Source organism: Falsiroseomonas selenitidurans, assembly GCF_012103215.1.
GTDB classification, from domain to species: domain Bacteria; phylum Pseudomonadota; class Alphaproteobacteria; order Acetobacterales; family Acetobacteraceae; genus Falsiroseomonas; species Falsiroseomonas selenitidurans.
The window spans coordinates 1-9,536 of sequence record NZ_JAAVNE010000090.1 but is presented as its reverse complement, the minus strand read 5'-3'; the positions used below and the strand labels follow the sequence as shown (position 1 = coordinate 9,536).

Annotated in this window: 7 protein-coding genes and 1 pseudogene; 5 read left to right on the top strand and 3 right to left on the bottom strand. The window is 72.3% G+C overall.

The window, feature by feature from the left end:
• Positions 1 to 115 precede the first annotated feature (115 nt).
• Positions 116 to 2,293 (top strand): chemotaxis protein CheA, encoded by a 2,178-nt coding sequence (locus tag HEQ75_RS29150; protein ID WP_168035196.1) that lies wholly within the window; start codon positions 116 to 118, stop codon positions 2,291 to 2,293.
• 137 nt (positions 2,294 to 2,430) lie between these two features.
• Positions 2,431 to 3,018, top strand: coding sequence for a fasciclin domain-containing protein (locus HEQ75_RS26820; protein ID WP_168035195.1), 588 nt, complete (start codon positions 2,431 to 2,433; stop codon positions 3,016 to 3,018).
• A gap of 92 nt (positions 3,019 to 3,110) precedes the next feature.
• Here HEQ75_RS26820 and HEQ75_RS26815 read toward each other — a convergent pair whose 3' ends face one another.
• Positions 3,111 to 4,289, bottom strand: coding sequence for a PP2C family protein-serine/threonine phosphatase (locus HEQ75_RS26815; RefSeq protein ID WP_328734997.1), 1,179 nt, complete (start codon positions 4,287 to 4,289; stop codon positions 3,111 to 3,113).
• A complete protein-coding gene (locus tag HEQ75_RS26810) occupies positions 4,286 to 5,938 on the bottom strand; it encodes a methyl-accepting chemotaxis protein (RefSeq protein WP_168035194.1) in 1,653 nt (550 codons plus the stop codon). The genes HEQ75_RS26815 and HEQ75_RS26810 overlap by 4 nt, the downstream gene beginning before the upstream one ends.
• A 190-nt stretch (positions 5,939 to 6,128) precedes the next feature.
• Here HEQ75_RS26810 and HEQ75_RS26805 point away from each other — a divergent pair, with 190 nt between their 5' ends.
• The 3 genes from HEQ75_RS26805 to HEQ75_RS29145 all read left to right on the top strand — a co-directional run bounded on the left by HEQ75_RS26805 (position 6,129) and on the right by HEQ75_RS29145 (position 8,821).
• Positions 6,129 to 6,836 (top strand): RraA family protein, encoded by a 708-nt coding sequence (locus HEQ75_RS26805; protein WP_168035193.1) that lies wholly within the window; start codon positions 6,129 to 6,131, stop codon positions 6,834 to 6,836.
• A gap of 8 nt (positions 6,837 to 6,844) precedes the next feature.
• Positions 6,845 to 7,222 (top strand): hypothetical protein, encoded by a 378-nt coding sequence (locus tag HEQ75_RS26800; RefSeq protein ID WP_168035192.1) that lies wholly within the window; start codon positions 6,845 to 6,847, stop codon positions 7,220 to 7,222.
• A 174-nt stretch (positions 7,223 to 7,396) separates the two neighbouring features.
• A complete protein-coding gene (locus HEQ75_RS29145; protein WP_328734993.1) occupies positions 7,397 to 8,821 on the top strand; it encodes a DUF6538 domain-containing protein in 1,425 nt (474 codons plus the stop codon).
• A gap of 149 nt (positions 8,822 to 8,970) precedes the next feature.
• Here HEQ75_RS29145 and HEQ75_RS29140 read toward each other — a convergent pair.
• Positions 8,971 to 9,282: pseudogene (locus tag HEQ75_RS29140) on the bottom strand (BRO-N domain-containing protein); the annotation flags it as partial.
• Positions 9,283 to 9,536: the final 254 nt, after the last annotated feature.

The window sequence follows — 9,536 nt, the reverse complement described above, 5'->3', positions numbered from 1 at the left end:
AGGGAGGCCGCCGGCGCGCGCTCCCCGACCCGCCCGGCATACATCACCACCACCTCATCCGCATGGTCCGCCACCACGCCGAGGTCGTGGGTGATGAGCACTGGCGCTGCTGGCGGTGGAACGCCGGGCGGAGGCGCTGCGCGAGGCGGCGGAACTGGCCGAATCGGCGCGCCTGCTGGGGCTCGAACGGCTTGCCGCGGCGCTGGAACGGCTGGCTGCCGCTGCCGGCGGCCTGGGCGCCCTGCCGGCGCTGGGGGCCCTGCGCCGGCTGCTGGCGCTGCTGGCGGACCAGGCCGGGGAGGCGGCGGGGGCGGTGGAACTGGCGGGCCCGGCGGGCGGCGAATCCGTCGCGCTCGGCCCGCGCCTCGCGGCGCTGGCGCTGCAGGTGGAATCGGCGCTGGCCGGCGGGGACGCCACCGCCGCCATGGCCGGGGCGGAGGAGTCGGCGGAAGTTGCCGCCGCCTTCGGGCTGGAGGGGCTGGAAGGCCTGCTGCTGGCGTTGGGCGACCTGGCGGACCGCGCCGCCGATCCGGATGCGGCGGCCATCCTGGCGGCGCAGGGCCCGGCCATCGTGGAACGGCTGCGCAACGCCGCTGAAGGCGGCCTCGCCGCCCTGGGCGCGGTGACGGAGGCGCTGCCCGGCGCCGAGCCGGCCGATGCGCGCATCCCGCCGCATTTCGCCGCCTTGCTGGGGGCGGAGGGGCGCCGCCGCCTGGTCGCGGCGGTGGAAGGCGGACGGCTGCTGGTGCGGCTTCGCCTGGCCACCGGCCTGCCGGCCGAGCTGGAAGCCGCCGTGACCGCGGCGCTGGCGGCGGAGGCGGAGGTGCTGACCAGCCGCACCGTCCTCGACCAGCATCCGCCGCATCTCGACATGCTGCTGGCCGGCCCGGCGGATGTCGAGGTGCTGAGCCGCGCCCTGACCGCCGCCGACCCGGCCGGTCGCGCGGTGCTGGAGATCGCCCCGGCCGAGACCGGGCCGGCATCCGAGATCCTGGCGCCGGGCCGCGCCGCGCCGGTGACGATGCGCGTGCGGCAGGAGACGATCGACCAGATCATCGCGCTGGAGACGGAGGTGCGCGCCGCCGCGCTGGCGATGGCGGAGGCGCTGGACGATGGTGGCGCGGCGGAGGCGCTGGCCGCGCTGGGCGCGCTGGAACGCCGCCTGCCCGGCGGCGCGGCGCGGGAGCTTGGCGCCGCCCTGGCCCGGCTGCGGCAGTTGCAGGAGACCATGGAGCGCGCGGAGAACCGCCTTTCGGTCGGCATGCGCCGGCTGGACGATGCGGTGATGGAATTGCGCGTGGTACCGGTCGGCACCCTGTTCGGCCGCCTGCCGCGCGTGGTCCGCGCCGTCGCCCAGGCCGCGGGGCGGGAGGTTGAACTGGTGATGGAGGGCGAGGACGTCACCATCGACCGCAGCCTGGTGGAATTGCTGGCCGACCCGCTGCTGCACCTGACGCGCAACGCCGTGGACCACGGCATCGAGCCGCCGGCGGAGCGCGAGGCCGCGGGCAAGCCGCGCCGCGGCACGCTCCGGGTTTCCGCCGCGCGCCGCACCGGGCAGGTGCGGGTCCGGGTTTCCGAGGATGGGCGCGGCATCGATCGCGGCCGGGTGCTCGCGCGCGCCATGGCCCGCGGCCTGGTGACGGCGGACCAGGCGGCGCAGATGGCCGAGGCGGAGGTGCACGCCCTGCTGTTCCGCCCTGGCTTTTCCACCGCCGAGACGGTGACCGAGACCTCCGGCCGCGGGGTTGGGCTGGATGTGGTGCAGGACGCGATCCGTCGCGCCGGCGGTACGGTGGAGATCGCCAGCGCGCCGGGGGAGGGTACCAGCTTCACCCTGCTGCTGCCGCTGACCGCCGCGGTGCAGCCGGTGCTGCTGGTGGAGGCCGCCGGCCACCCCTATGCGCTGCCGGCGGCGCGGGTGGAGGCGGTGCTGGAAGCCGGCACCGCGGCGGGGTGCGAGGTGCTCGACCTGGCCGCGCTGGTCGGCGGCGCGCCGCGGCCGCACGCGCCGGGATCGGTCGCCGCCCCGGCGACGGGGGCTGTCGTCGCCCCGGCGACGGGGGCTGCCGTCGCCCCGGCGACGGGGGCTATCGTCATCGTCAGGTCCGGCGGGCGCAATTTCGGCCTGGCCGTTGACCGGGTGCAGCGGCGCACGGACCTGCTGCTGCGGCCGCTGCACCCCGCCCTGGCGGCCCTGCCCGGCATCGGCGGCGTCGGCGTTCTGGGCAATGGCGAGCCGGTGGTCGTTCTGGAGCCGGATGGGTTCGCCCCCGAAGTGGCGGTCGGGTGATCGAAGAAGGCTGCCTCGCCTGCTGGACGCTGCCCCGCCGCAAGGCTAGACGCGCATCGGCCGGTCGCCGCGAAGGCCGAGTCCGGCGCGCTTTTCTGCCCCAGCCAAGCCCGTGACCGGTACGACAGGCCAGTGACATGAAGGATTCCCCGGTGATTTCCCGACGCCACGCCCTCAGCGCCGGCGGCCTCGCGCTGCTGCTGGCCGCCTGCCAGCCGGGCCTCGTTCCCCCCCGCCTTCTGCCGGAGGACGGGACCATCGATCTGCTGACGCTGCTGCGCGGCAAGCCGGAGCACAGCCGCTTCGCCAATGCCCTGGCGGTCAGCGGCGCAACCTCCCGCCTCGGCCTGCGCAGCGGCGCGGTGACACTGTTCGTGCCGACGAACGAGGGGATGAACGGGCTTCCCGCCCCGGTGCTGGCGCTGCTGGACAACCCGCCGGCCAGCCCCACCGCAGCGCAGCGCGCCCTGGTGGAGCCCCTGGTCTACGCCAATGCCGCCTGGGCGCTGCTGCGTTTCCAGGACATCCAGGCCCGGCGCAACCAGGTGGTGACCTGGGACCGCGCGCGGCTGCAGATCACGCCGACCGGCGGGCGCACCGCGACGATGGTGCGCGAAGGCGTGACCCCGGTGGCCGGCCGGCCCCCCGTCACCATCACGCGCGGCGACGTGCTGGCCGCCGATGGCGTGTTCCACGTGACCAGCGCGCCGATCCTGCCGAACTGATTTTCCCGCCCGCAGGCGCCGGGCGCAGGGCGTGTTCTTCCTGCCCCCGGCTGCCCGCCGCTTGAGCTTCGCGGCCTTGGCGGCGGCGCGGCTCAGCCGAGGCGCAGCGCCAGGGCGGTGATGTCGTCCGCCTGGGGCGCGCCATTGGCGAAGGCGGTCACCGCGCGCAGCACCGTCTCCACCACCGCCCGCGGGTCGGTGCCGGCGCTGGCCAGCGCGGCTTCCAGGCGTTCGCGGCCGAAGAAGCCGCCGGCATCGTCCTCGGCTTCCGAGACGCCGTCGGAATAGCAGAACATCGTCGCCCCCTCCGCCAGCGTGAAGGGGTCCGACGCATAGGGGATGCCCTCCATCACGCCGAGCGCGGTCTGCCGGCGCAGCCCCTGCAGCAGCCGCGGGGCAGCGCCGGGGCCGACCAGCAGCGGGATGTCGTGGCCGGCCACCGCGATGCGCCCGGCGCCGGTGGTGCCGTCGATCACGCCGAGCACCACGGTGACGAAGGTCTGGCTTTCATTGTCGGCCGAGAGGTCGTCATTGGCCATGCGCAGGATCTCGCCCGGGTCCGGGGCGCCGCCTTCGGCCGAAAGGCGCTTGGCCGCGGCGCGCATCAGCCCCAGCGTGCGCGCCATGGTCAGCCCCGCCGGCGCTCCCTTGCCGGAGACATCGGCCACCGCGAACAACATGTGCCGCGCATCCAGCGCCAGGCAGTCATACAAATCGCCGCCCACCTGCCGCGCCGGCACCATGGCGGCATGTACCGCCAGCCGGCCGGTCGCCGCCGCCACGAAATCCCGCGGCACCAGCGACAGCTGCGCGGCGCGCGCCGATTCCAGCTCCGCCTCCAGCGCCGCCAGCCGGGCATCGGCCAGGTCGCGCAGGCGCTTCTTCTCCAGCACCGCGCCGAGGCGGGCCTTCAGCAGCGGCGGGTCGAAGGATTTCGGCAGGTAGTCCTCGGCGCCCAGCTCGATGCAGCGGACGATTTTCTCCATCTCCGTCAGGGCGGAGATGACGATGACGGGCGGCGCCGCGCCGCGGGCCGCGCGCAGCTGCTCCAGCACGCCGATGCCGTCCAGGTTCGGCATCTCGAGGTCGAGCAGCATGATGTCGAAGCGCGCCTTTTCCAGCGCCGCCAGGCCCTGCACGCCGTCCTCGGCCATCGTCACGTTGGGGTAGCCCAGCTCCGCCAGCCGGCGCTTCAGCACCAGCCGGTTGAAGCTGCTGTCATCGACGACGAGGATCGCGACATCCTCGCCCGGCAGCACGGTCTCGCTCACGCCCTGCTCCCCCGGTCCGAGGCCATGGCCTCCACCACGCTGCGGGTTTCCGCCGCCAGTTTCGACAGGTCGATCATGGTCACGGTGATCTCCTCGGCCGCCGTCGCATTGGACTGGCCGATGCGCGACAGGGTGCTGACACGGTCGGTGATGGAGGTGACGGTGGCCTGCTGTTCCTCCATCGCCACGGCGATGGCACCCGCCAGCCGGGCGCTTTCGGTGACCAGGGTTTCCAGCTCGTCCATCGCCTCGCCCACCGCGGCGGCGGTGCCGCTGCCCTCCCGGGTGCGGCGGCCGGCGACGAGGACCACGTCGGCGATTTCCTGCGCCAGGCTTTCGCTGCTGGCGGCGAGCGCCCGCACCTCCTCCGCCACCACGGCCAGCCCCCGCCCATGCTCACCGGCGCGGGCGGCCTCGATGGCGGCGTTGATGGCCAGGATGTTGGTCTGCGTCGCGATCTTGGCGATGGTGCCGGCGATGCGCGTCACGCGTTCCGTATCCTCGGCCACCGCATCCACCAGCTCGATCAGGCTGCGCAGCTTCACCAGGTTTTCGGCCAGCAGGGTCTTCGATTCATCGGCGCGGTCGCTGCTGTCCTGCGTCGTGCGGTTCACCTCCCGCACCGCGTCCTGGGTCTGGCCGAGCGCTTCCTCCACCTGGCGCAGCTCCGCCAGCTGGGTCATCGCGCCATCCGAGACCTGGCCGATGGCATCCGACGCCTGGGTGGTGGCGATGGCGGTGCGCCGCGCATTCTCCAGCGCCGTCTCCGTCAGGTTGCGCGCCGCCACCAGATTCTCGCGGAACACCAGGACGGCGCGCGCCATCTCGCCCACCTGGTCGGTGCGGTCGGCACCCGGCACCGTGGTCTCCACCGCGCCGCGGGAGAGGGCGACCATGGCCATGGCAAGGCGGGACAGCGGCCGCGCCAGCAGCCGCACCAGCACCACCCAGACCAGGGCGCAACCCACCAGCCCGGCGGCGGCCGCGGCCAGGACGATGGTGCGCGCCTGCACCTCCAGCTGATGCGCCGCGGCGAGGGAGGCGTCCGAGCTGCGCTTCACCTCCACCCGCGCGGCGGTCGCCACCCGGTTGAAGGCGGAGGCGAAGTCCAGCCATTCCTCGTGCAGCGGGCCGAACATGGAGCGCTGCCGGGCGGCGAAGGCGGCGCGCACCTGTTCGGTGAATTCCGGCAGGCGACGCGCCATGTCGACGCCGCCGCCCAGCACGATGGGGTCCAGCTGCGGCCCCAGCACCTGCACCATGCGCTCGAAGGATTCGCCGATGAGCTGGCCGTTGCGCACCATGCGCTGGGCGCTGGGGCCTGGCTGCAGCACGCCGGCGATGACGCTGGCGAAGGCGGAGGAGAAATCCGCCACGTTCAGCGCCAAATCGTCAACCGCCGCATCGGCGTTGCGGTCGCGCAGGCCGAGTTGTTCGATGATGGTGACCTGCCGCGCCACCACCACCAGCGCGGCGCCGGACAGCAGCCCCACCACCATCACCATCAGCAGCGAGATCAGGCCGGCGCGGACGCCGATGCGGCCGAGCCAGGCGCCGAGCTTCGTGGCGCCGCGCCCAGGGGAACGGCCAGGGGAACGCCCCGGGGAGCGGGCGGTGATCTGCGGGGGAAGCGGGGCGTTGTCCGGCATGGCTCAGCCCTGGCCTCTGGCGTGGTGGATCTGGCGCGGTTCAGCCATCGGGGGTCCGGGCGGCCTCTCTTTACCGGAGATGAAGCTACAGGCGGCGGGGGGCGGCAACAAGCGCGGGGGTGGGAATGGGTGGTTTGACGCCCGCGCTGCGGCGCCCGATGCTCCCCGCCGCATAAGGGGAAACGCCACCATGGCCGAGCATCCGTTCACGCTGGAAGACCTGGAAACCCTGCGGCAGTGGGACACGCCCACCATCTGCAACGCGCTGGAGTATGTGGTGCCGGACCGGCGCGGGCATGGCTTCACGGTGCGGCCGCTGGTCGCCGCGGACCGCAAGCTGCCGCCGATCTGCGGCCTGGCCCGCACCGGCACCATCCGCGCCGCCGCCCCGTCCGGCCGGCCGAAGGCGGTGGACCAGAAGGTGCGGATCGGCTGGTACGACTATGTCGAGCGTGCCTCCCTGCCCACCATCGTGGTGCTGCAGGACCTGGACGACACGCCCGGCGTCGGCGCCTTCTGGGGCGAGGTGCATTCGGCCGTCCACAAGGCGCTGGGCGCGCAGGGCGGCATCACCAATGGCTCGATCCGCGACCTGGACATGCTGGCGCCGGGTTTCCAGCTTCTCGCGGGCGTGGTGAACCCCTCCCACGCCTATGTCCACATGGTGGCCTATGGGCAGGAGGTCTCGATCCACGGCATGCATGTGCAGCATGAGGACGTGATCCATGCCGACCACCACGGCGCGGTGGTCATCCCGCATGACGCGGTGCGCAAGATCCCGGCGGCGATCGAGTTGGGCGCGCGGCGGGAGAAGGTGATCCTGGACCTGTGCAAGGACCCGGATTTCAGCGCCGCGAAGCTGGCCGAGGCGCTGGCCAAGGCCGCCGAGATCCACTGATGCGGGCGATGCCGGCCGCGCTGGTCCTGGCGCTGGCGATGCCGCCGGCGATGGCGCAGGCGCCCGCGGCCTCGGGATGGGAGGCGCAGGCGGCGGCCTGGGCGCCCGCGCTGACCGCCTGCCTGGCCGGCCAGGGCCGCGCCATGGTGGTGGAGGCCTGGGCGGAGGGGGCAGCGCTCACGGCGCGGCTGCTGCTGCCGGAGGGCGGGCGGCAGGATTGCCTGGTGCGCGGCGGCGCCGTGCTGGCCCGTGCCCCCGCCGGCCCGAAGCGGCCGGGCGAGGGGCTGCGCGCCTTCATGATGGAACGCCGCTGCGTCGATGCCTGGCGGGTGGTGGATGCGACGGGGAGGGAAGTGGGGTGGCTGGCGTATCCGGGGTGCGGGTAGAGGCGGGTCGGGTCGGCCTGGGGCGCGTCCGCCCGGAATGGGTGGACCATCTCCGGGTGCCGCCCTGAACCCCTGGAAACGCTGGTATTCTGCGCCCTTCCGGTCCATCTGTGTGGGGTCAATCGTGTGGGGGCGCGTGTGGGAGCGAAGGGCGCGGGCAAGGATGGGGCCGAGGTGCCTGATACCCGCTGGATCGAACAACGCCGCCAGGGCTGGTACTGCGTGAAGGAGGTGCCCCGCCCGCTTCGCGAGGTGGTCGGGAGGGCGCGGCTGGTGAAGTCCCTCGGGACGCGCTCCCTGGGGGAGGCGCAGCTTCGCAGATGGGCTGTCTTGGCCGACTGGGAGCGCCAGTTGGCAGTTGCCCGACGCAAGCCGCAGTCCGACGCTCTGGCGGACGAAGCCCTTGCATGGCGGGAGGAGTTCGCCAGGGTGCGCGAGGGCCTGTCATCGGTCCTGGCAGAGGGTGCGGTGCCCGATGACGAAGATGCTATAGGCGCTCAGGTGTTGTTCCTTGAGGGGCAACTCGTTGACCGCGCGCGGGGTCTTGAGGCCAGCCTCGCGACGGGCCTGGGGGCAGCTCGCGCCAAAGCCAAGGTGGCCGGCTTCTTCGATACAGCCCTCGGCCGCGCCTCACCGTTGGACGCCCATGTCGAAGCTTGGCTGGCCGAAGGGGGGAAGAACGGGCCTGTGGTGCCGTCTGTCGCGCTTTCCTATCGCAGGGCCGTTGCTGAGTTCTCGGGCTGGTGCGCTGCGGAGGGGCGCCCCACCACGCTTGAAGCGGTGACCCGCGCCTCGGCCGGCGCCTTCGCCTCGCACCTGCTGACTACCGGACGCCAGCGCCCCACCCTTAACAACATCATCGCAGCCCTGTCCGCCTATTGGACATGGCTGGGTAGGCGCCGAGGCTTCTCCACCGACAACCCGTGGAAGGGCCAAATGCTGGCCGAAGGGGGGCAGCGGGGAGAGCTTGAACAGGAACGCCCGTTCTCCGATGCGGAGGTAGCCTTGCTGCTCAGTGGTCCCGCCGATCCTGTCCTTGCTGACGCTATGCGGATCGCCGCCCTATCCGGCATGCGGATCGCGGAGCTTCACGAGCTGCGGGTGAGCGACTGCGCGGATGGTGCCTTTCGTGTGAAGAAGTCGAAGACCGCCAACGGCGCGGGCCGTCATGTGCCGATGCACCCCGACCTTGCCCTGGCGGTGGCTCGGCTATCCCTTGGCAAGGCGCCAGAGGACTACCTGCTCCCCGGCCCCGCCAAGGGCTGCCGGTATGATGCCATCTCTGACCGCTTCCGCCGCTACCAGAAGGCGCGACGTGTCTATGACAAAGACGATGGGCGGCGCCGTTCGGTGGTCAACTGGCATAGTTGGCGCCGCTGGTTCGTCATGAAGGCCGAGCGGGCCGGGGTGCCTGAGACGACTGTCGCGCTGGTGGTGGGGCACAAGCGCGCTGGGATCACGTTCGGCATCTATAGCCGGGATGCGGATGCCTTGTGGGATTTGAAGGTGGCCTGTGTGGAGGCCGTGAAGCTGCCGCCCCTGGAGGACTCCCCAGGCGCCCCCACAGACTCGCCAGTGGCCTCGCCGGTAGGGCAGTAGCGGGCGCTCCGCCGGCAGGCTCCAGGGGCTTCCTGGAAGTCGCCACGGGGCTTCCTTGGGGGCCTGTCCCCAGTGGTCCACTCCCCGGTGCGGACCTTCTCCTCGCCCATCACATGGGCGCCGTCCTTGCGGATGGCAGGCAGGACGGCGCCGGTGACCCACCGCTTGAACGCCTTGGCCTCGGGCTTCCGGCTCGTGAGGATCAGCGAGTAGAGGCCGCTTTCGGTGATGACGGTCACCTCCTGGGGGCCACCAGGGGTCTCCACAGTACGGAGACCCTTCTCGTCGGCATCCAGGCGGGCCGCCGCGTTCCACGGGTTGGCGATCTCCAGCACCTTGCACACGTCGGTGTGAACGAAGGCCGGGGCGCCGGTCAGGGGGAAGGAGAAGGTGGTCAGGTCGGCTCGCACAGGAACCGATAGGCGGAGATGTGTGACCAGAAAAACACACAGACCACCCATTCATCAGTCCTCCCCTATAGGGGCATAGTATTGTGCCATGAAGCGTGAACCAGCGGGACTGTCCCCTGGGTCACCTCACGAGGTTCCCCATGTCCATCATCTTGAAGCTGTCCAACCTGATCCTGTCCCCGTTCGGCTGGGAGGCTGGGGCCTTTGTGGAGTGGCCCCCATCAAACCGGACACGCGGCATGGTTGGCTGACTGCAGGGCGATGAACTCACGGGGCGAGCGCATGCGCAAGCCGGAGTGCGGGTG